Below are 20,358 nucleotides of genomic sequence, written 5' to 3'. Positions count from 1 at the left end.
CCGCAATCGCAGGCGCCACTTGCTCTGCAACAGGTCTCGTTCTGCACCAGTGGCAGTCACGAATACAGTTAGAACCGCTGAACTCAAACACGTCGCAAAGGAGTCCACCATGGTCACCAGAGGTTTTTTCGGACGTAGTCCGGGAGGTGACGAGGCCGATCGGATCCCGCCAGGCCAGCACGTTGTTGATCACTGGCCTGTCCTCACAGCCGGACCAACGCCGCGCATCGAGACAGCCGATTGGAAGTTTACCCTCAAGATCGGGCCGAGGCCCGTCAAGGTCTGGAACTGGAGCGAATTCAACGCGCTGCCCAAGACCAAGATGACGAGAGACATTCATTGCGTCACGACCTGGTCAAAACTGAATACCGCCTGGGAAGGCGTGATCATCGACGACATTCTCGCAGATGCCGGTGTGGAACGCCCCACTGATTTCATGCTCGCTCATTGCTTCGATGGCTACTCAACGAACGTTCCCCTTGCAGATCTCGCTTCGGGAAAGGCCATGGTCGCTATAAATTACGAAGGACAGCCTCTTCCGCGCGACCATGGTGGGCCAGCGCGGCTACTCGTCCCGCATCTTTATTTCTGGAAGTCCGCCAAGTGGATCAACGGACTTCAATTCACCGAGCGCGACGAGCCGGGCTTCTGGGAACTTCGCGGATATCACAAATATGGTGACCCGTGGCGTGAGCAGCGATACACGAATGACTGAGGAGAGCACACGATCGGCGGTTTGGCAGACATGCACGATTACCGAGATCGTTGAGCAGACGCCCAGTATCAATAGCTACTTCCTGCGGCTGAGCAAGCCATTCATATATATGGCCGGTCAACACGCCGATGTGCGACTGACTGCTCCGGATGGCTACGTCGCAATGCGGAGCTATTCGATCGCGTCGGCGCCGAGTGACTCGCATGTGATCGAGCTTGCGATCGAACGCCTCGCGGATGGTGAAGTCTCGCCGTTCTTCCATGACGTTGCAGCTGTGGGTGACGAGATCGAACTTCGCGGCCCGATCGGCGGCCATTTTCTGTGGCCGGAACGCCCAACCGCACCGGTTCTGTTGATCGGAGCGGGCTCCGGCGTCGTTCCGCTGATGGCTATGCTCCGACACCGCCGCGATCTGGCGCAGACTGTGCCGACTGCTCTGCTTCTGTCATCGCGGACCGAGCGTGACGTGTTGTTCCGCGATGAGTTGCTGTCATTGGAGACGGCCGACCCCAACTTCGAGTTGGCGCTCGCGATTACTCGTGAAAGCCCAAAGCGCACCACTGATTTTGGACGGCGCATCGACAGCGATATGGTCGCTGACGTTATTGGCCGGCTTCCGCGTGTGCCGGAGCACGTTTTTGCCTGCGGATCAAACCCCTTCGTCAATATCGCGGCCGATGGTGCGCTACTGGCGGGACTGGACGCCTCGATTATCAAGACCGAACGATATGGCGGTTGATGGCGCCCAGGACCATTCAACACACGGAAAGGAAGCAATATGACACCAGATGACAACGCACCTAAGCTCCGCGAGGTTGTTGTCGCGAGCGACCCCAACAAGCACGGGGCCCTGGTTGGGCACGTCGGAGCATCCGAGTTTCCTATTGGCGGCCCGGATGCCGTCGGTCAGGTTTCTCCCGGTCCTAATCCTTACGATCTTCTCAGCGCATCGCTTGCCGCATGCACTGCCATGACCGTTCGATTTCAGGCCAAGCGCCAGAAACTTCCTCTCGAGCGGGTAGAAGTGGGCGTCAGCTTCCACCATGGTGCCGAGGGCCAACGAGACTCGTTCGAGCGCACTCTTGTGCTGGAGGGAGAACTCGACGCGCAACAGCGCGCATTCCTGCTGGAGGCGGCAAATCTCTGCCCGGTTGGCAACATTCTGGGCATCACCGCCGATATTCACACTCTCTCGGACCGCACAGTCTCTAGCCAAACGGCGGGCGGTCAGGCGAGTTATGAGGATGATCTGGCTGAGCTCCCCATCCCGTATATCGATGCCGATTGAGCCTCTATCGTGGCGTCGATCACTGCATTCGGGACCCCGCGGTCTGTCGTGCCCGCGAAATCTCAGCTTCCGCACGACCCTTGACTCTGGATGCCTGCGCCGACTGTCAATCTCGGACGATGGGATATTCGTCCCGGCGCCTACGCCGCTTCTTGGCCAAAGCAATTGCGTTGAAAGGTGTATTCAGTGATGGATCATACTCGAAGCGGCAGCGGTCATAGCGGACACTTGCCTACAAGTGGGCCGGGCTTGGCGATTTCAGCCTGGCTGACGGGCATCTTCTTCGTCGTCGAGATGGGTATCGGACTATGGACCGGGTCCATCGTGGTCATCTCCGACGCCTTCCACACTTTCTCAGCGGTGGGTGGGGTGCTCGTGGCAATCGTCGCCGCGCGGCTCGCCCAGCGTCCCGCCGACGAAGATCGCAGCTTCGGTTGGTATCGGGCCGAGATCATCGGCGCGCTTGTCAATGGTGGCTTCCTGCTCGTAATGGCGCTGGTGGTAATCGTGATGGGAGGTATGCGCCTGACCCATCCGATCGCACTGCCGACCGGTCCGATGCTTCTGGCGGCGGCCGGTGGACTTGTGACCGAATTCATCGCGCTCGGTCTGATCTGGAAGCAGAGCCGGAGCGACCTCAACGTGAAAGGTGCACTCTGGCACATCATCCAGACTTTCGTTGGCAGCCTGATCATAATCGTCGCCGCCGTCGTGATCTACTTCACCGGCTTCCTGCTTATCGATCCGATCCTGGGCATGGGTTTCGGCTTCATTCTACTTTGGGCAAGTTGGCATATCCTGCGCGAGGCTGCCCATCTCTTGATGGAAGGAACACCAGCCGATGTCAGCCTCTACGAAGTGGTCGATGCGCTCATGGGGGTCGAGGGGGTGGCAAACGTGCATCATGTTCATGCCTGGGCGCTAACCAGCGGGCGTTACATATTCTCAGGTCACATCAAGGCTGAAGCTGACGCTGACCCAGGAGTTGTGCTGAAAACGGCACACCGCCGTGTGAAGGAGCGCTTCGGCTTCTTTTTTGTGACTTTGCAGGTGGAGACTAGCTGTCTTGACGAGGCCGGCTCTGAGGCGATCGACATCACGCGCGCAGCCGGCAACAAGGGTTGACGATATACTGGTTGGACAGGAAGCCCTACTCCTCGTCCCAATAACAGGTTAAACAAGCGGTTGGCCTCTCGGAAAGTGAGAGAAGATGGATCGTTTGGAAGCAATGGAATATTTTGTCGCCGCGGTTGAAGCTGGGAGCTTCTCCGCGGCCGGGCGGCAGTTGAACGTTCCTCTCCCCACGATCAGCCGCAAGGTCGCCGATCTCGAGGCTCATCTCAAAACCCAGCTTCTCGTCCGGTCAACGCGAAAGTTGGCGCTGACAGAGGCCGGCGTCAATTATCTCGCCGCATGCAGGAGCATTCTCGATCAGGTTGGAGAGGCCGAATCCCAAGCTGCTGGCGAGTACAGTATCCCGCGTGGCGTTCTGACGATCACTGCACCGATCGTTTTCGGCCGGCTGTATGTCGTCCCGATCGTCACCGCGTTCCTGGCCAAATTTCCCGAGATAAGTATCTATTTGACTCTGTCAGATCATACGCTTGACCTCGTCGATGAGCACATCGATCTCGCCATTCGCACGGGCATGTTGCCTGACAATGCGTTCGTTGCGACCAAGGTTGGCGAGATACGCCGCGTCGTGTGCGGGAGTCCCGCTTATTTTTCGACCCACGGAACGCCGAAAACGCTGGACGATCTGGCCAAGCATATGTGCATCACCTACACGGCGCTCGCGTCGGGTATGACCTGGGTATTCGACCCTCGAGACGGCAAACCGAGTCGAGGGGTCCGTCCAATGTGTCGACTGAAGATCAATACCGCCGAAGCGGCGATAGACGCCGCGATTGCGGGTATTGGCGTCACAAACGTCCTCTCATATCAAGTCGCCATGCCAGTCTCTGAGGGTAAGCTGTCCCTCATCCTTCAGGATTTCGAGCCCGAGCCGACACCGGTCCATATCGTTCACGGCCGGCAGGCGCTCTTGCCATTGAAACTGCGCCTCTTCGTCGATTTCGCGGCTTCGCGCTTGCGAAAGTCCCTGGACGACGACCTCGCAAAATTGAGCTAAGGTCGCTGAAGTCGCACTAGGCAAAAATCGACGCTGCGCAAGGCAAACCCCGACCATGCCGCGCGGGAATATGACAAATTTGCATTTAGGCACTACCGCCAGCTTGCAGCGAACCCAATATCAATAATAGGCGCCGACGAAGGCAAGAAACACGACGATGCTACTCCAGGACGAACTCGATGCTGTTAGGGAGAGGTGCTATGAAAGCACCCCTCAGCATATCAGCCGTGTCCGCCAGGACGCCATCGAAGATCTCGTTTCGTCAGGGATTGCCGAAAGGGCTGTTCGTGCTGGAGATTATGCTCCGCGCTTCCGCCTGCGCGATCCCGATGGCAAATTGATCTCGTCCGACGACCTCCTAGACCGTGGCCCTGTCCTCGTCGTTTTTTATAGAGGGCGGTGGTGCCCCTATTGTAACGTCGACTTGCGCGCGGTTGAGGCCGTCGCGGAGGATTTTCGGTCAACCGGTGCTTCGATTGTTGCACTCTCTCCGCAAACTGCGAACGTGAGCGGCACCACCGGACGAATGCACAACCTCTCGTTCCCCTGCCTGGTCGACAGGGGCGGGAGAGTCGCTCGCTCGTTCGGACTGCGTTGGAAGCTATCCCAAGAGTTGCGGGCCGCCGAGATGGAAACCGGCCTGGACCTTGCCGCCGTGAATGGTGAGCCGAGCTGGACGTTGACGATGCCGGCCCGGTACGTCATAGGCCCGGATGGAATCGTCGAGTACGCCGATATCAGCGCCGACTACACGCGACGCGGGGATCCAACGGAGCTCTTTCCGGTCCTGAGGCAAATTCGTGCACCCGTGGTGCACTAATCCTCAAGCGTAGCAGTCCTGAGTTCCAGAAAGCGTGTCCGCCCGTCCAAGGATGCCCGACGCGGGTTTCATCGCGCCAGAACCGGTGCCAACCTAGCTTCACGAGATCGTGCCCTTTCTGCCGTGCGATGCAGCACGGTGATCGCACGTGGTTGATAGTGACACGCAGAGTTGGCGGTGAACATCCGATGGAACTTCATCAGGTTCGGTACTTTCTGGCGGTTGCAAGCACGCTCAATTTCACGCGCGCCGCGGAGATGTGCAACGTCACGCAACCGGCCCTGACCAAGGGGGTGCAGAAGCTGGAACAGGAACTCGGGGGCCAGCTTATCTACCGAGAGCGGCAACTTACCCACCTAACTGACCTGGGAAAAGCGGTGTTGCCTATGCTGGAGCGCGCACTCGCATCGACCGAGGCTGTTCGACGCAGGGCGCGCGAGTTTCAACAAAAAGAGATGGCTCCTTTAGCTATCGGTCTCGCGCCGTCAATTTCCGCGTCGCTCGTTCTTGAGCCTATCACCGAAATTCGCAAATTCGTGCCTGGCCTCCATGTCGAGCTTCGAGAAGAAGCGCCGAACCGCCTTGTCGAGCTTCTGCTGGAGGGCGAAATAAATGTCGCCCTGGTTGGTGATCTCGATGACAAGCCGGAACGTATCGACGACTGGTCGCTGTTCGCGGAGCGCTATGTCGCCGTTCTCGCCCCGTCGCATCAGCTCGCAGATCTTCCGGTGATCGGAATGGAAGCACTCCGAGAAGCCACGATTCTGGGCCGCTGCAACTGCGATGTTGAACCGAAGTTTCAAGAACAACTGTCTCCCGACGCGCCAAAGCATCACAATCACCGCAGCGACCGAGAGATCCACCTGCAGCATCTTGCTGCCGCAGGTTTCGGAATTGTCCTTGCTCCTGAACATATGCCACGGTTGCCTTCTCTGAAGGCACTTCCCATCGAGGGGGATCCCGTATGGCGGGAGGTACACCTCCTTGTCGTCCAGGGGAGGCGCTTCTCTCCCGCACTTGATGCCTTCGTCAAAATCGCCCGACTGCGTGATTGGTCTCTTCACATGGGAATGCCTCCGCACCCCCCACACCACAATCACATCGCAGCGGCCGTCTCTGCGTGACCGCAATTATGGCCAGCTCCTGCCGCGGAACGTTTATGATGTTCGCTTACAGGCGGTGGGCCTTTCGTTGGCGGGTGACTCTCGTTCCGTCAAACCCCGCCGACATCCTCACCATGACCGCGATGAATAGAAACGATAACCGCCGGATATTTCCCAATGAACCTCCTTCGACATAGCGTCTCCCAGGAGACACCGGGAGTTTCATATGAGCGTTGATTTTAATGTCTGACCACGTTGCAAAAACCTTCGATCAGATGCGAAACGAAATTCTCGCCGGATTCAATGACGCCGACCGGGAATCCTACGTTCATCTTGTTGACTGGCTTCGTAAGACTGATGTCGTGTCGCACGCATTGCAGGTAGGCGATACTGCGCCGGACTTTCTTCTTCCCGATGAGGAGGGGCGGCTCCATTCGTCCATACAGCTACGCGAAGCCGGGCCGTTGGTGGTTAGCTTCTACCGTGGTGGGTGGTGCCCGTTCTGCAGCGCAGAGCTTCGCGCGCTTCAGGCGATCAAGGGGAAACTCGATGACCTGCAGGCCAAGGTTATTGTGCTTTCTCCCGATACACGTGATCTGCCAAGGCGGCTGAAACAGCAGTTGAATCTCGAGCTGACAATGCTCGCGGACGTCGACCATGGCGTCGCCGCATCGTACGGCATTGTGTTCCGAGTCCCTGACGAAACCAAGGCCCATTATGCGGGGCTCGGCCATGACTTCGGGCACCGTCATGGAATGTCAGAATGGATGCTGCCAATTCCGGCGACTTACGTAATCGATCAGGATGGCGTGGTCCGAGGCGCCTTTATCGAGCCGGATTTCACAATTCGCCAGGAACCTTCCGATATCCTCTCCAGAGTTCGCAAACTTTCCGGATCTCGGACTGGAGATATTTCCGGCTCCGACGAATGATATCTGCGGCGGGACAGTTTCGCTAATTGGGATGAGAACCGCGATGCATCGTTTCCCACATCCTGTCTTCGTCGCCGCAGGGCTGCGTACACCCTTCGGGCGCGGGGGCGGCGCACTCGCCGACTATGATGCGGTCGGCTTATCGGTTCCCGTCGTACAGGCTATGGCCGATCGCGCCGAACCCGACCTCGTCGTCTGGGGAAGCGTGATCCCCAATCTCAGCTGGAGCAACATCGCGCGCGAAGTCTGGCTCGATGCGAAGCTCAATCCCAACGTTCCCGCGTTCTCTGTAGTGCTTGCCTGTTCGACCAGCATGACCGCCGCGTTTACCGCGGCCGGCATGCTTGGCGGCGGGATCCACTTAACTTTGGTCGGTGGCGCAGAGGTGATGAGCCGGCCGCCAATCGGACTGACATCTGCGGCATCGAAACGCTTGATCGACCTGTTCGCGCATGATGCGGCAGCTGCGCTCACTGCCCTGAAGGCACTCGAGCCGCAAGACTATGCGCTTCCCATCAAGGGATGGGCTAATCGCATCACCGGCCGCACGATGGGCGACCATATGGAGGAGACCGCGAAGGCATGGCACATCAGCCGCGAGGCACAGGACGCGTGGGCGCTCAAGAGCCATCACCGCGCCGTTGCCGCTTGGAATAGTGGGTTTTTCGACGACCTCGTCGTTAAACTGCCCGAACTCGATCGTGACGCCAATCCCCGCGCCGATACGTCGGCAGAGAAGCTCGCCGCGCTCAAGCCCGCCTTCGACAAGACGAGCGGAAAGGGAACGCTGACCGCAGGGAATTCGTCACCCATCACTGATGGTGCCGCGGGCTGTTGGATCGCCAGCGAGGCCGGCCTCGAGCGGCTGCCGGCGAACACGCCGTATCTCCGCCTGGTCGATTACGAGATAGCGGCGGTCGACCACCATACCGAGGGGCTGCTGATGGCGCCGTCTTATGCCATCCCTCGCCTTCTCGCGCGGCATGGCCTGGGTTTTGAAGACATTGACCTCTGGGAGATCCACGAAGCCTTCGCGGCCCAGGTGCTGGCGAATGTGGCAGCGATCGAGCGAAACGAGTGGGTTCGTTCGAAGACCGGCGTCGACGCGAATTTCGGCACCTTCCCTTGGGATCGGGTAAATCCGAATGGCGGCTCAGTCGCGATCGGCCATCCCTTCGGCGCAACTGGCGCGCGGGACCTGAGTCAGGCCGTGAAGGAGCTTTGGTCGCGACCGGTGGGATCGCGCGGAGTCATCAGCGTCTGCGCCGATGGTGGCCAAGGAACCGTGGCGCTGCTCGAACGCGTTTAATGAACTTTCCCCGGAACCCCGCTCGGCCATAACGAGGGAGCTCAGCGATAACGCGCTGATCGCCGTCTAGAGCACTACGTTCCGCAAAAGGTCTGCAAAACCCGCTCGTCCTCGCGCGGCGGCAAGGCGTAGTCGGACCGCTCAGGCTGCTCGTCGAACGGTCTGACGACGACGTCCAGCAATTCTTCGAATGGCCGGAAGTCAGCGTCCTCGACGGCGGCCTTGATGACCGCCTCGATGCGATGGTTGCGCGGGATGTATTTCGGATTGGTCGACAGCATGACCTGCCGGCGTTCGGCGGGTAGCTTCGACTCTTCGGCTAGTCGCCGCCGCCAGCGCACCGCCCATTCGTCGAATTCCTTCGGGTCGGCGAAGAGGCGGCCAACGCCGCTGTCGCCGGCCGGCCCTTCGATCTCTGCAGCCAGCCTCCGGAAGGTCAGCGTGAAATCGGCCCGGTTGCCTGCCATGGCTTTCAGAAGATCCCCGATGAGCTGCAGATCGCCTTCCTGCTCCGCGAACAAACCGAGCTTACGTCGCCAGCCGCGGTGGAAGGCCACGTCGTAGGCGGCCTGGAACGTCTTGAGGGCCTCCTCGGCAAGCCGTACCGCCTCGTCCTGATCTTCATGAATGATCGGCAACAGGCTTTCCGCGAAGCGCGCAAGATTCCAGACCGCAATGCCTGGCTGATTGGCATAGGCGTAGCGGCCCTGCCGGTCGATCGAGCTGAACACCTTAGCTGGGTCGTACTCATCCATGAACGCACACGGGCCATAGTCGATCGTCTCGCCGGAGATCGTCATGTTGTCCGTGTTCATGACGCCGTGGATGAAGCCGACCAGCATCCAGCGTGCGACCAGATCGGCCTGGACGGCAATCACCTGTTCGAGAAGAGCGAGATACGGCTGGTCGCGTTTGGCGAGGTCCGGGAAATGGCGGCCAATGGCGTGGTCGGCCAGCAGCCTGATTGCCTCCACGTCCTGCCGGACGGCGAAATACTGAAACGTGCCGATGCGGATGTGACTGGCGGCGACGCGCGTCAGCACCGCGCCCGGCAGCGGCGTCTCGCGATAAACCGTGTCGCCGGTCAGAACGGCGGCCAGCGTGCGCGTGGTCGGGATGCCCAGCGCCGCCATGGCTTCGCTGACGACATATTCGCGCATCACCGGCCCAACGGCCGCGCGCCCGTCGCCGCCGCGCGAGAACAGGGTTCGTCCGGAGCCCTTGAGCTGCAGGTCGCGCCGCTTGCCTGATGTGTCTATGATTTCGCCAACCAGCAACGCCCGGCCATCGCCGAGCTGCGGCACGAAATTGCCGAACTGATGACCGGCATAGGCCAGCGCGATCGGCTCCGCAGCCGCCGGGAAACCGTTCCCGGCCAGCATGGCGATTCCCTCGCGGCTTTCCAGCCATCCGGCGTCAATCCCGAGTTCCGCCGCCAGCGGCCAATTGATACGGATCAGCTTCGGCGCCGACACGGTATTGGCTCCGGACCGCGTGAAAAACCGATCGGGCAAGTGTGCGTAGCTATTGTCGAAGGCCGGCGCGGCGGCCCTCGTCTGTCTTCCCGACTGTCTCACCGCTGTCGATTCCGCCATGGAAAACCTACTCTCCGAATGAGCTGCTGTGGTTTGAATAAAAGTGCCTACGGGTCTTGATCGTCTTTCCCTAACTCACCCGAATCCCGTCGGAACCCCAAAACGAAGGCTCTGACCTTCTCTGCAGACATCTCGCATGGCTTGAGCGATGCGCCATCCGTTCCCAGCCGGTAGAGGTTGAAACTGATGATATCGGTTCCAGCCAATTTTCGCGCAAACAGACTGATGCGTCGTCCGTCATCGGACCGGCGATAGGTCACACCATATCGCTGACCTTCATAGATCCCTTCGCTGTAACCGTCGGGAAACATCGCTAGCGCGCGCTCGAACTCAGCGCTCTCCATCCGCCGAGATCCCTTTCCTACACCGAAGCGAGCCCTTGTTAGCACGGAAAGAGGGCGTCAATGCGCGGCACTTGTGACGAGTGGCATCGAAGCTTCGCGCCGATCGTATCGCACCGTCGGCGTCAGCATCCCCACGATCTCCTCGCCGATCGTCGGATGCACGGCCATGGCAGACGTGAAGTCTCTCATGGTGGCCCCGCTGCCGACTGCTATGGCGAGCACCTGTATCATTTCGCTCGCTTCTTCGGCGAAGATGTGGATTCCGAGGATCTTGTCCGACTCGCCGTCAACGACGATCTTCAACATCGATGCTTCGCAATCGCCCGTCACGGCCGCCATTAACGGGCGGAAACGGACCTTGTAGACATCGACAACTGGATATTGCGCCCTGGCCTCCAGCTCAGTCAGCCCAACCGTTCCAATTTCCGGGCTGGAAAAGACCGCAGTCGGGATATTTGAGTAGTCGACCTGCCAGGCATTGTTGCCGAAAACGCTGTCGGCGAATGCATGTCCCTCGCGGATCGCGACCGGCGTCAGATTGAACTGGTTGGTCACGTCGCCCACTGCATAGATGTTCGGGATGTTCGTGCGCGAGTTCGCGTCGACGGTGATGGCGCCGTCCCTCCCAGTCTTGACCCCAGCGCACTCGAGTCCAAGCGCCGTCGTGTTCGGAGCGCGGCCGAAGGCGAGCAGCACCTGGTCTGCCTCAAGCCTCCCCCCCTGCTCGGTCGTGACGTCGATGCGTGCGGCTTTGTCGCTGTCAGCCTTCCTCTCAAGGCGGACGATGCTGTCACTGAGCATCAGCTTGATCCCGCGGTTCGTGTAGGACGCGGCGACCGCCTGGCGCACGTCCTCGTCAAAGCCGCGGAGCACATTGCTCCCGCGGCAAACGACTGTGACGTCGCTTCCCAGTGCGGCGAACAGGCCTGCAAATTCCATGGCAATGTACCCGGCGCCGCCGATGACGAGCTTTCTCGGGAAAGTCTTCAAGTCGAAGATCTCGTTCGACGTAATGCCGTGCTCAATGCCCTCAAAGGCAGGCAATTCGGGTCGTGCGCCAGTCGCGATCAGGATCGTGCGCGCACGCACCCGTCGCCCATCACCGAGAAGATGTACCGTATGGGCGTCCTCAAGTATGGCCCTGGACCTCACGACCTCGACGCCAGCAGTCTCTTGCCCGGTGCTGTACAGCTCTTCGAGACGCGCGATTTCACGGTCCTTCGCCGCAACCAGGGAAGGCCAGTCGAAACGCGGGACCGACAGACGCCAGCCGAATGCCGCAGCATCTTCAAACTTGTCGCTGAAACGCCCCGCGTAGACGAACAGCTTCTTCGGTACGCAACCGCGAATGACGCATGTCCCTCCGAGCCGGTGCTCTTCGGCGAGCATGACTTTGGCGCCATGTTTCGATGCCACGCGCGCCGCGCGGACCCCTCCCGATCCGCCCCCGATGACGAAAAGGTCGACGTCAAACTCAGGTTCACGCGGAACCACAGAAGCCTTGGCCGCCGTGGTTGAATGGGTTGACGTCGGCTGCACCAAATTCATGTCGTTCAAGTCAATATCCAATTCGTTGCGCGTGGGCTGGCAGAATCCAGGCCATCGTGTTGTCGGGGCGCAGCGTCCATCGCGCGCCCATTGAATCCGGATTTCACCCTGAAATCGAACGGTCTCGATTCCTAGCGCGAGCCCTGAAACCTCGGACTCGCGGCGTCGTGTTTTGGACTTTCGGGTCAGACTGCTCGTTTGAAGTCACAGGGCCCTGGACAAGATGCCGTGCGCGAGACTGGCGGGGAGTGCGGCGATAACCACGTCTTATTAATAGCATGCCCGTGCGCCTATTCCGGGACAGCGCCCCTAGTAGCTAAGCTGGGAAATAGGGTGCGTCATGTTGCGGGAGACATGAGCGACGAGCCGATACCCTGCGCAGCTTAAACATTCGACTTGGCAGAATAGACCTGGACCGCGCAAATGACTTCACAGCCCCAACGCCTGAACTTCGCCGGCCATTCTGGCGCGAGCCTCTCTGCACGGCTTGACCTCCCCAACGGGCCGATCCGCGCTTTCGCACTCTTTGCCCACTGCTTCACGTGCTCGAAGGACCTGGTCGCAATTCGACGGATCGGTGCCGAACTCGCCCGTATGGGCGTCGCTGTCCTGCGCTTCGATTTTACTGGTCTCGGTTCAAGCGAGGGGGAGTTCTCGTCGACCAACTTCTCCTCGAACGTTGCAGATATCGTTTCCGCCGCAGACTACCTGCGCCAACATTTTGAGGCTCCCTCCGTGCTCATCGGACACTCGCTCGGCGGTGCCGCTGTGCTGTCGGCATCAAAGCGGATTCCAGAGACCCGCGCCGTGGTGACGATCGGTGCCCCTTCAGACGCCAGCCATGTGTTAAAGCTTGTATCGGGCTCCGACAGGTCAAAGATCGATGGCGACGGGTCTACGGACGTGCGCATTGGAGAGCGTACGTTCAAGATCAGCAGGCAATTCGTCGAAGACGTATGTCGCGAGCCGCTGGAAGAGGATATCGCGTCGCTGAGAAAACCCATTCTGATCATGCACGCCCCGCGCGACGAGATCGTTGGCATCGACAACGCCACCGAAATATTCCTGGCCGCAAAGCATCCTAAGAGCTTCATCTCCCTGGACGCAGCCGACCACCTGCTTTCCGATCCGGCCGACGCCGCATTCGTGGGTCAAGCGATAGCCGGCTGGCTCTCACGCTACCTTCCGGCGGACAAGCCCGAGGAGGACGACGTCCACACCGACGTGCGCGTCATGGAGACGGGCGAGGGCCGGTTTCAGAACATGGTGCGCGCGGGCCGGCACCGGCTCTTCGCAGACGAGCCAGAGAAGGTAGGCGGCCTCGACACCGGGCCGACGCCATACGACTTCCTCTCCATCGCGCTTGGCGGCTGCACTTCGATGACGCTTCGCCTTTACGCAGAACGCAGGAACATTCCCCTGGGCCTAATCAGTGTCGACGTCACGCATGAGAAGGTCCATGCCGTCGACTGCATCGAGTGCGCGACGGGCGAAACGCCGGACGCAAAGATCGACCGCTTCACGCGCACCATCACGGTGGCGGCCGCGCTGACTGACGAGCTCGGGGCGAAGATTGTCGAGATCGCCAACAAATGCCCGGTCCACCGAACGCTCGAGACTTCGTCCGTCGTCACCACGTCGGTTGCTACGACGTTGGTATCGGCGCCCCCGCGAAGCTGAGGTCTTGGCTAGGAGGCGTAGGTAACAACTCGATTCTGAGGGCCTGGTGAGGCGCCGGGTCACAATGGGAAGACGTCGCAACGCGTCTCGAGCACCCCGACAAACGGATTCGTTCGCGGCGTCTTCATTCCGGAAGTGGGATGAACTCGCGATCATCTCCCGGAGGCAGGTGAAAGCGACCATGAGCCCAGTCGCCTTGGGCCCATGTGTCCCTCGCGGCGTCGATCTTCTCCTGCGACGAGGCAACAAAATTCCACCAGATATAGCGTGGGCCGTTTAGGGTCTCGCCGCCGAGCAACATCAGTCGCGCGCCCTGCTCGCCGGCACGCACTGAAATGGCATCACCTGGCCGAAACACCATCATCCGGCCGCTCTCGAACCGATCGCCCGCGACTTCGATCGCACCTTGCGTGATGTAGAGGCCGCGATCCTCGTGATTGTCAGGGAGGGGCAAAGCAGCACCTGGCTCAAGCACTACGTCGGCGTAGAACATCTCGGTGAAGGTCTTCACCGGCGCCTTGGCACCCCAGGCAGTTCCCAGGATCAACCGCACTGCTTTGCCCTCTCCTTCGAGCAAGGGAAGGGCATTTTTCCCGTGGTGCTCGAACTGTGCGTCCGTTTCCTCGGCGTGGTCCGGGAGCGCCACCCAGGTTTGAATGCCAAAGAGGCTGCTCTTGCCTTTGCGCGTGTCCGCGCTCGTGCGCTCGGAATGGGTCACGCCGCGCCCGGCGATCATCCAGTTCACTTCGCCGGGATAGATCATCTGGTTCGTTCCCAATGAATCCCGATGCTGGAATTCGCCGTCGTAAAGATAGGTTACAGTCGCAAGCCCGATATGCGGATGGGGCCGCACGTCGATTCCGTTCCCGGTCAAAAATTCAGCGGGCCCCATCTGGTCGAAGAAGATGAAGGGACCAACCATCTGCCGCGCCGGCGCCGGCAGTGCACGGCGCACTTCGAAACCACCAAGGTCCCGGGCCCGTGGGATGATCTGCGTTTCGATCGCGTCGGCCTCGCCGGCTTGCGGGCAATGCGGCTCGAGACCCGGGTTCCAGCTCATGTCGCGGTCCTTTCATCGTGCGTTGGTTGACCGTAGTCTCGCCTCGACCGCGCGGTCGATCGAAGGATTATTCGAGCGGCGTGGTCAGCGGATTGTCACCGGTGTCGAGGACGAAGACCGCGAGAAGCTTTGCGGGCTCGGTCTCGCTCGCGTTGCGGCTGACCGAATGGGTTGCGCCCGGCTCTTCCGACCAGCTCTCGCCGGCCTGATAGATGCGCGTCTCGCCGTCATTCACTTGAGACTCGATCGAGCCCGAGATCACGTAGGCGTAGATAAACGCCGATTTCGCGTGGGTATGAGCCGGCGATGCGGCCCTCGGGGGATAGGTAACCTCGACAGCCACCAGGGATTTCCCGGGAATATTCGGAATGGTCGCTTCGAAGTTCTTGGCGACGGTTTCCGCTTCCTGGGCACCGGCGACGCTTGCCATCGGCGAGGCAAGGGCGACCGCGGCGACAACTGATCGGATCTTCATGGTCGTTCTCCACACTGCCCCGTTGTTGGGGACTATTCGGAGGATTGCCAATCCTCTGGGTAAAAATACACCGAGAATGTCGGCCATGCCGCGCAACACCCCCCAACATGGAGGTGTCAAGCGCGCAAAGTCTCGCCGCCATCCGCATCTGGGTAGTACTGAGGCGCTTCACGACGATCGTATTTCCCGTAGTCGCGCACGATCCGAACTCTTCGCATCCTCGCCTTGTCATTCGGCGCGGAAGAGTCCTCGTAGGTCCGCGCCGCCGTGGCGTCCTTCCAGGATACGAGCACAATGAGATCACCCGGTGTGAGCACCGCGTCGAAGATGTCCCAGGATATCATATTGTCGGCCCACGGGTTCAGGCCCAACCACTCGGCACAGTCGTACGGGTTGTTGGTCTGCTTCCACTCCGAGGGCCGACTAGCGTTGATGAGCGTGACCGCGGTTCCCTCCCCGACCTCGGTCTCGTCGAGCCGCTGCTCCGTCAGCGCGTAATCCGCGGGCACCTGATTGTCGGCGGTGATCTGGCCAACGCGCAGGTGGTAATCCGCGAGGATTTCGTTTCGGCCCCTCTCCTGGATCTCATGATGACGTTCGTTGGTGCGCCACCGGACGAGCGACTTCTCATCCCGCCAGTTCGAAAGCGAAAGAAACCAACCCTCGCGGGTGAGGCTCCTGTAACGAACGTTGTCGACGAAGCCGTCTACCTGTTCCAGCTCGGGGCGGAGCCTCTCGGCGTTCTCGAGGTAGTCAGCAACCTTCTCATTGTTCGGGAGGACCTCGAAAAGTACTGAAAACATGATCGTATCTCATTCTTGGGGCGCCAACGCGTAGTCGATCCCAACGCAAGGGGCGCGAACATCCGCGCCGCCTTCTCGGACCAAAACCCGGCTGTGCGTAACATGACCACGCTACCCCAGAGCATGGAATTCTAAATCGCGAGTGGGAAGTCACCTCATGCTATCGAGTCGATAGCCGTCCGTTATGATGACGTCAGAACGTAAGTACTCCCCCCGACTGCCGTAGAGCCTCGCTTGATCGAGCCCGTTCCGAGTGTCGCGGCACAGATCGCTCACCACATGCCAGCACGCTCGCCGATAACGGTCGGCTATCGACTCCATGGCTAACAGTGATTTTCCTTCGCGGCGCCATCGTCCCAGAGTTCGAGCTGTTGTCGCCCTATCTCGTGTTCCGGCCAAGTCGGTGCCCGTTCAACGAATCCAGGGCAAGGAGGTTCGAGATGCAGATCAACGAGTCACTCAATGGTTCCCTTCACGACGAGCTCGAACTCCCCGCGTTGGAGGATGTCTTCGTACTCGCGGACAGCGCCGGGGTTGCGATTGGGGCGCGGCGGGTATTCAGCCCGAGTGTCCTGAGGGTTCCCCATGCTGTCAGCGGCCGTATCGCGTCCAGGTGCGTAGAGATTCCGCTCGTTGGCAGTGACGGCGAGGTCTCCGGCGTCCTGTGCCGGGCCGCCACAACACCTAAGACAGGCGACATGCTCGCGCCACATCGGCCGAAGGGGGGCTGTCCGACCGTGGACGTGGAGCAGTTCGCCGTGCACGACATCAACAACCTTTTCGCCGTGATCGCGAGCGGTCTGCGGCTGCTCGAGTGTCAGGACGATGCCGGGTACCGCAGGGCCATCGTCAACAAGATGGAAGAAGCGATCACGCGGGGCGCCTTTCTCAGCCGGCAGCTGCTCGACACAGCGCGACTTTGCGACCACTCGATCGACGGAGCTGTCGACGGCGATCGCTTCGCGTCGATGGTAGCCACGCTTTTCCAGGCGCTGCGCCCGGATATCGCCGTTCGCAGCGAGATCGCTCCCGATTTATGGGATTTCAATGCCGACCCGGAAGGGCTGTACTTCGCACTGCTGAACCTCTTTCGAAACTCGGCCGACGCGATGCCGGGCGGCGGCGCAATCACCCTTACAGCGCGGAACATCGAAGCTTCCGGTTTTGCTGCAAGGCGAGCCGTCGAGATCGTGGTCGCTGACGACGGGGAAGGCATGTCCAGTGAGGTGCTCTCGCAAGCCCTCAACCCGTACTTCACGACAAAGCCTCCGGGCAGGGGTAGCGGCCTCGGGCTCCCCCAAGTCCAGCGCTTCGCTGAGGAACGGGGAGGCGCGGTGGGCATAGAGAGCAAGCAAGGTGCCGGAACACGGGTGCGCCTCACTCTCCCGTGCGTCAACGCGGCGGAGGTAGCAGGCAGCATTGTCACAGGCGACGTCGCGTACCGGCCAACCCTGGAGGGAGGCGTATTCTACGCAATCAACACACCGACAACTCCAACTGCGGAGTAACGACCGCAAACGCGAGAGAGTTGTTCTGCGATGGAGCTCATGATCCCACCCATCCGCCTCGGGAGGGCGCGCTGTGCTCTGGGGATCGGCACGACAGGACCATTACGCTAAGGCGCACAGAGCGCCAACACGCATCGTACCCCGCCGGTGGTCGTGCGGGATCGTGAACAGGAGACCTTCGCTTGATTTTACCTCCCGGTACGACAGTCGCAGTCGCCGACGGCGCAACGCTCCGGCTATTCCGCAACAAGGGTGTGAAACCAGGGGTACTTCTGGTCGAGATTACTTCGCCGAGACTTGGCCCCACCAACTCAGGCTCAGGCACCCGCCATCACTCCGGGTCAGCCAACCCCGATGCAAGACGGCTCGTCGAGGATAACTTCGCGGCAGCAACGGCGGCGTTCCTCAACAAACAGAGCTTGGATGGGACGATAGAGCATTTGGTGGTAGTCGCCGACCCGAGGACGCTGGGTGAGCTGCGCAAACACTTCCACGCTGATCTGACAGGCAAGATCATAGGTCAACTCCCCAAAGATCTGAATCAGCGCCCAGTCGAGGACATCGCATCACTGATCGCTGAGGCGTGACGCCCGGCCGGAACGACCTGCCGGGGCACGATTGCTTCTACTCACCAAATCGACGGCGATGAAGATTGTCGCCCGGCAGCGATGCCAGGCGGGGGACTGGCGCAGCAAGACAGCATGAAGCGTGTATGCCGCACCGTTGTTTCTTGGATGCAGTGCCGAATGCATCGATTCAATAGCCAGAGGTCATTGGACCATGGAGACCCGCGGTCCTACTTTTAGACCACCTGCACGGGAGACCAGAAGATGAAGACAGACCCCAAGAATCCTGAAGCAGTGTCGCAGCTGTCGCCATAATTTCGATGTTAAGGTAAAACGATATGTACGTTCATATTCTGGTCGCGACGGATGGTTCTGATCTGGCGGATCGTGCACTCGATCAGACGATCGCAATCGCCAAGGCGCTGAAATCTGACGTCACTGTGGTGACCGTGAGCGAGCCGGCTTCGGTCGTGGGTGCGGGCTACTACGCCGGCACGGGTTACATCGGTGATCCGATCCCGGGGCTCATCGAGGCGCAGGAAAAAGCGGCCAAGGATTTGCTCGACAAGGCCGAGCACAAGGTGAAGGCCGCTGGTCTTCCGGTAAAGACGGTCTACGTCAACGACAGCTTCCCGGCCGAAGGCATTGTCCTCACGGCCGAGGAGATCGGGGCCGACCTGATCGTCATGGGATCGCACGGCCGTCGAGGCCTCGGTCGCCTGCTGTTGGGTAGCCAGACCAGCAACGTGCTGGCCCAGACCAAGACACCCGTGTTGGTCACTCGGTGACCAACGTCCTGCTGTCGCCAGGGGCGTCGGACTATGGGCGCTGGCGTTCCTGTTCTTAAGTTGCCAGCAAAGGAGATCACAAAATGAAGACATACAGAAAAATTCCCGAAGCAGTGGCGCAGCTGACGCCGGAACAATACCGGGTCACCCAGGAAGATGGCACGGAGCGCCCGTTTCAAAACGAATACTGGGACAACAAGGAACCGGGACTCTACGTGGATGTGGTGTCCGGTGAGCCACTATTCGCGTCTGCAGATAAATTCGACAGCGGCACCGGTTGGCCGAGCTTCACGAAGCCCCTGGTGCCGGAAAACGTGGTCGAGAATGTTGACCGGTCCCACGGAATGACCCGCACCGAGGCTCGTTCCAAACACGGCGACAGCCATCTCGGCCATGTGTTTCCCGATGGACCTCGGGAGAAGGGAGGTCTGCGCTACTGCATGAACTCGGCGTCTCTCCGCTTCATTCATCGCGATCAGCTCGAGAGCGAAGGATACGGCGAATATCTCAAACTCTTCAATCAGGAGGCTTAACGATGGCTACGAAAACTGAACGCGCACTTCTTGCCGGAGGTTGCTTCTGGGGAATGCAGCAATTGATAAGGCGCCAGCCAGGCGTTGTTTCGACCAGGGTCGGCTATTCCGGCGGCGACGTCCCGAACGCAACCTACCGCAACCACGGTACACACGCAGAGGCCATCGAAATCATCTTCAATCCCGAGGAGACCAGCTATCGGGATATCCTCGAATTCTTCTTTCAGATCCACGATCCGTCGACATTGAACCGTCAGGGCAACGACCGGGGTGCGAGCTACCGTTCCGCGATCTTTTACACGAGTGATGAGCAACGCCGCACGGCCGAAGACACAATAGCCGATGTCAATGCGGCCGGCTTGTGGCCAGGGAAGGTCGTCACGGAAGTTGCGCCGGCCGGCGACTTTTGGGAGGCGGAACCGGAACACCAGGATTACCTCGAGCGCATCCCCAACGGCTATACCTGCCACTTCGTTCGGCCGGACTGGAAACTGCCACGACGAAACGCCGCGTGACGCCCGAGGTACTGATTTGCACGGGCACGACATGACAAATGGTATTCAGGGTTTGGTCGCACCGGATCTCCTCGTTTCCCATTGGATCGATGAGACCGGGCGGCCGCGAGCACCGCTGACACTCAATGATCTAGGGTCACGGCATCGTATCTTGTTCTTTTACCAGCATTGGTGCCCTGGCTGTCACTCGCATGGGTTTCCGACACTGCTCGAGTTGATTGAGCATGCAGCGCCGCTGGATGTTGGATTTGCCGTTGTCCAGACCGTGTTCGAAGGATTCGACGTCAACACGGCCGATCAGTTGCCCCTCGACCAGCAGCGATACGGACTCCGTGTACCTTTCGGCCACGACCCGATCTCGCCAGACGGACAATATCCAACAACGATGGTGAATTATCGGACGGGTGGTACGCCGTGGTTCGTTGCTATCGATCCCGAGGGAACCGTGATCGGGAATGGGTTCTCGGTCGACGTCAACAAGGTTGTGAGCATCTTCCGAGAGCGGTCGTGACCGGGAGCCTGCAGGCTGTATTGCGACGGCTTCTGGACGTTCGGACACGGCTTTGAGATTCCTCCAATACGTGCTTGCTTTAGCGTCGCATTGGATTGGTACCTTCAGTACTCGATACCCAATGCAAAAACACT

General features: G+C 60.0%; 22 protein-coding genes. 16 read left to right on the top strand and 6 right to left on the bottom strand.

Annotated features, from left to right (window positions below):
* Window positions 1–109 precede the first annotated feature (109 nt).
* The 9 genes from GM909_RS13070 to GM909_RS13030 all read left to right on the top strand — a co-directional run bounded on the left by GM909_RS13070 (window position 110) and on the right by GM909_RS13030 (window position 8,298).
* Window positions 110–715 carry a sulfite oxidase-like oxidoreductase gene (locus GM909_RS13070; protein WP_157016829.1) on the top strand — a complete coding sequence of 202 codons (606 nt, stop codon included), beginning with the start codon at window positions 110–112 and terminating at the stop codon, window positions 713–715.
* Window positions 708–1,454: a ferredoxin reductase gene (locus GM909_RS13065; RefSeq protein WP_157016828.1), complete on the top strand. Its 747-nt coding sequence runs from the start codon at window positions 708–710 to the stop codon at window positions 1,452–1,454. The genes GM909_RS13070 and GM909_RS13065 overlap by 8 nt, the downstream gene beginning before the upstream one ends.
* Before the next feature lie 39 nt (window positions 1,455–1,493).
* Window positions 1,494–2,003: an OsmC family protein gene (locus GM909_RS13060; RefSeq protein WP_157016827.1), complete on the top strand. Its 510-nt coding sequence runs from the start codon at window positions 1,494–1,496 to the stop codon at window positions 2,001–2,003.
* A gap of 249 nt (window positions 2,004–2,252) precedes the next feature.
* The gene (locus GM909_RS13055) at window positions 2,253–3,128 is read left to right on the top strand and encodes a cation diffusion facilitator family transporter (protein WP_235911877.1); all 876 of its coding nucleotides are present in this window, start codon (window positions 2,253–2,255) and stop codon (window positions 3,126–3,128) included.
* A gap of 85 nt (window positions 3,129–3,213) precedes the next feature.
* Window positions 3,214–4,134 carry a LysR family transcriptional regulator gene (locus GM909_RS13050; protein ID WP_157016826.1) on the top strand — a complete coding sequence of 307 codons (921 nt, stop codon included), beginning with the start codon at window positions 3,214–3,216 and terminating at the stop codon, window positions 4,132–4,134.
* 157 nt (window positions 4,135–4,291) lie between these two features.
* The gene (locus GM909_RS13045) at window positions 4,292–4,954 is read left to right on the top strand and encodes a peroxiredoxin-like family protein (protein ID WP_157016825.1); all 663 of its coding nucleotides are present in this window, start codon (window positions 4,292–4,294) and stop codon (window positions 4,952–4,954) included.
* A gap of 188 nt (window positions 4,955–5,142) precedes the next feature.
* Complete coding sequence (locus GM909_RS13040; RefSeq protein ID WP_157016824.1) at window positions 5,143–6,078, top strand: LysR family transcriptional regulator; 936 nt, start codon at window positions 5,143–5,145, stop codon at window positions 6,076–6,078.
* Between the two features lie 221 nt (window positions 6,079–6,299).
* Complete coding sequence (locus tag GM909_RS13035) at window positions 6,300–6,989, top strand: peroxiredoxin-like family protein (protein ID WP_157016823.1); 690 nt, start codon at window positions 6,300–6,302, stop codon at window positions 6,987–6,989.
* 43 nt (window positions 6,990–7,032) lie between these two features.
* Window positions 7,033–8,298: a thiolase family protein gene (locus GM909_RS13030; RefSeq protein WP_157016822.1), complete on the top strand. Its 1,266-nt coding sequence runs from the start codon at window positions 7,033–7,035 to the stop codon at window positions 8,296–8,298.
* A gap of 74 nt (window positions 8,299–8,372) precedes the next feature.
* Here the strand turns inward: GM909_RS13030 and GM909_RS13025 are convergent, their stop codons facing one another.
* Genes GM909_RS13025 through gorA form a run of 3 tightly spaced genes read right to left on the bottom strand, consistent with a single transcriptional unit; the run spans window position 8,373 to window position 11,785 of the window.
* Window positions 8,373–9,893, bottom strand: a complete 1,521-nt coding sequence (locus GM909_RS13025; protein WP_157016821.1) for a protein adenylyltransferase SelO — start codon at window positions 9,891–9,893, stop codon at window positions 8,373–8,375.
* Between the two features lie 47 nt (window positions 9,894–9,940).
* Window positions 9,941–10,237, bottom strand: coding sequence for a hypothetical protein (locus GM909_RS13020; protein WP_157016820.1), 297 nt, complete (start codon window positions 10,235–10,237; stop codon window positions 9,941–9,943).
* Between the two features lie 57 nt (window positions 10,238–10,294).
* A complete protein-coding gene (gorA, locus tag GM909_RS13015; RefSeq protein ID WP_157016898.1) occupies window positions 10,295–11,785 on the bottom strand; it encodes a glutathione-disulfide reductase in 1,491 nt (496 codons plus the stop codon).
* 423 nt (window positions 11,786–12,208) lie between these two features.
* Here gorA and GM909_RS13010 point away from each other — a divergent pair, with 423 nt between their 5' ends.
* Window positions 12,209–13,465, top strand: a complete 1,257-nt coding sequence (locus GM909_RS13010; protein ID WP_157016819.1) for a bifunctional alpha/beta hydrolase/OsmC family protein — start codon at window positions 12,209–12,211, stop codon at window positions 13,463–13,465.
* Between the two features lie 124 nt (window positions 13,466–13,589).
* Here the strand turns inward: GM909_RS13010 and GM909_RS13005 are convergent, their stop codons facing one another.
* The 3 genes from GM909_RS13005 to GM909_RS12995 all read right to left on the bottom strand — a co-directional run bounded on the left by GM909_RS13005 (window position 13,590) and on the right by GM909_RS12995 (window position 15,803).
* Entirely contained in the window at window positions 13,590–14,525 is a 936-nt protein-coding gene (locus GM909_RS13005; protein WP_157016818.1) for a pirin family protein, read from the bottom strand.
* Between the two features lie 67 nt (window positions 14,526–14,592).
* Window positions 14,593–15,000, bottom strand: a complete 408-nt coding sequence (locus GM909_RS13000; protein WP_157016817.1) for a cupin domain-containing protein — start codon at window positions 14,998–15,000, stop codon at window positions 14,593–14,595.
* Between the two features lie 116 nt (window positions 15,001–15,116).
* Window positions 15,117–15,803, bottom strand: a complete 687-nt coding sequence (locus GM909_RS12995) for an antibiotic biosynthesis monooxygenase family protein (protein ID WP_157016816.1) — start codon at window positions 15,801–15,803, stop codon at window positions 15,117–15,119.
* 440 nt (window positions 15,804–16,243) lie between these two features.
* Here GM909_RS12995 and GM909_RS12990 point away from each other — a divergent pair, with 440 nt between their 5' ends.
* The 6 genes from GM909_RS12990 to GM909_RS12965 all read left to right on the top strand — a co-directional run bounded on the left by GM909_RS12990 (window position 16,244) and on the right by GM909_RS12965 (window position 20,224).
* A complete protein-coding gene (locus GM909_RS12990; protein WP_157016815.1) occupies window positions 16,244–17,311 on the top strand; it encodes an ATP-binding protein in 1,068 nt (355 codons plus the stop codon).
* A 182-nt stretch (window positions 17,312–17,493) separates the two neighbouring features.
* Entirely contained in the window at window positions 17,494–17,898 is a 405-nt protein-coding gene (locus GM909_RS12985; protein WP_157016814.1) for a host attachment family protein, read from the top strand.
* A gap of 317 nt (window positions 17,899–18,215) precedes the next feature.
* Window positions 18,216–18,665, top strand: a complete 450-nt coding sequence (locus GM909_RS12980) for a universal stress protein (RefSeq protein WP_157016813.1) — start codon at window positions 18,216–18,218, stop codon at window positions 18,663–18,665.
* An 83-nt stretch (window positions 18,666–18,748) separates the two neighbouring features.
* Window positions 18,749–19,198 carry a peptide-methionine (R)-S-oxide reductase MsrB gene (gene msrB / locus GM909_RS12975; RefSeq protein WP_157016812.1) on the top strand — a complete coding sequence of 150 codons (450 nt, stop codon included), beginning with the start codon at window positions 18,749–18,751 and terminating at the stop codon, window positions 19,196–19,198.
* 2 nt (window positions 19,199–19,200) lie between these two features.
* Window positions 19,201–19,713, top strand: a complete 513-nt coding sequence (msrA, locus tag GM909_RS12970; protein WP_157016811.1) for a peptide-methionine (S)-S-oxide reductase MsrA — start codon at window positions 19,201–19,203, stop codon at window positions 19,711–19,713.
* Window positions 19,714–19,744: 31 nt separating this feature from the next.
* Window positions 19,745–20,224 carry a peroxiredoxin family protein gene (locus GM909_RS12965; RefSeq protein ID WP_157016810.1) on the top strand — a complete coding sequence of 160 codons (480 nt, stop codon included), beginning with the start codon at window positions 19,745–19,747 and terminating at the stop codon, window positions 20,222–20,224.
* Window positions 20,225–20,358 lie beyond the last annotated feature (134 nt).

Origin of the sequence: Mesorhizobium xinjiangense, from assembly GCF_009749525.1 — a bacterium.
Lineage (GTDB): Bacteria > Pseudomonadota > Alphaproteobacteria > Rhizobiales > Rhizobiaceae > Mangrovimarina > Mangrovimarina xinjiangensis.
The sequence above is the reverse complement of the archived record's forward strand: the minus strand, read 5'-3'. Positions and strand labels throughout refer to the sequence as shown.

Coding starts and splice junctions, on each gene's coding strand:
- GM909_RS13070 (WP_157016829.1), top strand. CDS start 110: ATGGTCACCAGAGGTTTTTTCGGACGTAGTCCGGGAGGTGACGAGGCC.
- GM909_RS13065 (WP_157016828.1), top strand. CDS start 708: ATGACTGAGGAGAGCACACGATCGGCGGTTTGGCAGACATGCACGATT.
- GM909_RS13060 (WP_157016827.1), top strand. CDS start 1,494: ATGACACCAGATGACAACGCACCTAAGCTCCGCGAGGTTGTTGTCGCG.
- GM909_RS13050 (WP_157016826.1), top strand. CDS start 3,214: ATGGATCGTTTGGAAGCAATGGAATATTTTGTCGCCGCGGTTGAAGCT.
- GM909_RS13045 (WP_157016825.1), top strand. CDS start 4,292: ATGCTACTCCAGGACGAACTCGATGCTGTTAGGGAGAGGTGCTATGAA.
- GM909_RS13040 (WP_157016824.1), top strand. CDS start 5,143: ATGGAACTTCATCAGGTTCGGTACTTTCTGGCGGTTGCAAGCACGCTC.
- GM909_RS13035 (WP_157016823.1), top strand. CDS start 6,300: ATGTCTGACCACGTTGCAAAAACCTTCGATCAGATGCGAAACGAAATT.
- GM909_RS13030 (WP_157016822.1), top strand. CDS start 7,033: ATGCATCGTTTCCCACATCCTGTCTTCGTCGCCGCAGGGCTGCGTACA.
- GM909_RS13025 (WP_157016821.1), bottom strand. CDS start 9,893: ATGGCGGAATCGACAGCGGTGAGACAGTCGGGAAGACAGACGAGGGCC.
- GM909_RS13020 (WP_157016820.1), bottom strand. CDS start 10,237: ATGGAGAGCGCTGAGTTCGAGCGCGCGCTAGCGATGTTTCCCGACGGT.
- gorA (WP_157016898.1), bottom strand. CDS start 11,785: ATGAATTTGGTGCAGCCGACGTCAACCCATTCAACCACGGCGGCCAAG.
- GM909_RS13010 (WP_157016819.1), top strand. CDS start 12,209: ATGACTTCACAGCCCCAACGCCTGAACTTCGCCGGCCATTCTGGCGCG.
- GM909_RS13005 (WP_157016818.1), bottom strand. CDS start 14,525: ATGAGCTGGAACCCGGGTCTCGAGCCGCATTGCCCGCAAGCCGGCGAG.
- GM909_RS13000 (WP_157016817.1), bottom strand. CDS start 15,000: ATGAAGATCCGATCAGTTGTCGCCGCGGTCGCCCTTGCCTCGCCGATG.
- GM909_RS12995 (WP_157016816.1), bottom strand. CDS start 15,803: ATGTTTTCAGTACTTTTCGAGGTCCTCCCGAACAATGAGAAGGTTGCT.
- GM909_RS12990 (WP_157016815.1), top strand. CDS start 16,244: ATGCAGATCAACGAGTCACTCAATGGTTCCCTTCACGACGAGCTCGAA.
- GM909_RS12980 (WP_157016813.1), top strand. CDS start 18,216: ATGTACGTTCATATTCTGGTCGCGACGGATGGTTCTGATCTGGCGGAT.
- msrB (WP_157016812.1), top strand. CDS start 18,749: ATGAAGACATACAGAAAAATTCCCGAAGCAGTGGCGCAGCTGACGCCG.
- msrA (WP_157016811.1), top strand. CDS start 19,201: ATGGCTACGAAAACTGAACGCGCACTTCTTGCCGGAGGTTGCTTCTGG.
- GM909_RS12965 (WP_157016810.1), top strand. CDS start 19,745: ATGACAAATGGTATTCAGGGTTTGGTCGCACCGGATCTCCTCGTTTCC.